The sequence below is a fragment of the Oleiphilus sp. HI0128 genome (genome assembly GCF_001635365.1).
This window is the reverse complement of record NZ_LWGG01001633.1, coordinates 1-822: the sequence shown is the minus strand read 5'-3', so window position 1 is coordinate 822 and position 822 is coordinate 1. Positions and strand designations below refer to the sequence as shown.

The following is an 822-nucleotide window of genomic DNA, read 5'->3' as shown; positions in this document are numbered from 1 at the left end:
TAAGGATTGACCGAGATTTTGTCCGGCCACTTAATACGAGTGGCATTAATCAATTAAATGACGGAATGAATTATGAATTTACACGAGTATCAGGCAAAACAACTCTTTGCTGAATACGGACTGCCTGTTTCTACAGGTTATGCATGTGACACAGCTGACGAAGCGGCTGCTGCAGCCGATAAAATTGGCGGCGATATGTGGGTAGTGAAGTGCCAGGTTCACGCAGGTGGCCGTGGTAAAGCAGGTGGCGTTAAGCTGGTTAAGTCCAAAGAAGAGATCAAGGCCTTTGCTGAGAGCTGGTTGGGTAAGAATCTTGTCACGTATCAAACAGACGAGAGTGGTCAGCCAGTTGCAAAAATTCTTGTTGAAAGTTGCACTGATATTGCTAACGAATTGTACTTGGGTGCCGTCGTAGATAGAGCGTCTCAGCGCGTAGTGTTTATGGCTTCTACTGAAGGCGGTGTTGAAATTGAAACTGTTGCTGAAGAAACGCCTGAATTGATTCACAAAGCTGAAATTGATCCACTGGTTGGCCCACAGCAGTATCAAGGTCGTGAGCTTGCATTCAAGTTAGGTCTTGAAGGCGATCAGATCAAGCAGTTCGTAAAAGTGTTTATGGGTTTGTCGAACATGTTCAATGATCATGATTTCGCACTATTAGAAATCAACCCTCTAGTCATTACAGACGAAGGTAACATCCACTGCTTGGATGGAAAAATTGGCGTTGATAGCAATGCTTTATATCGTCAGCCTAAGATCCGTGAAATGCACGATCCTTCTCAAGAAGATGAGCGTGAAGCACATGCTGCTAAATTCGAATTG

The 822-nt window shown here is 44.3% G+C and carries 1 protein-coding gene; it reads left to right on the top strand.

Translation table 11 applies throughout. The features are described 5' to 3' along the window. Positions 1 to 72 precede the first annotated feature (72 nt). Positions 73 to 822 (top strand): ATP-grasp domain-containing protein (locus A3763_RS26555; RefSeq protein WP_197483167.1); only part of this gene is annotated, 750 nt, incomplete at its 3' end.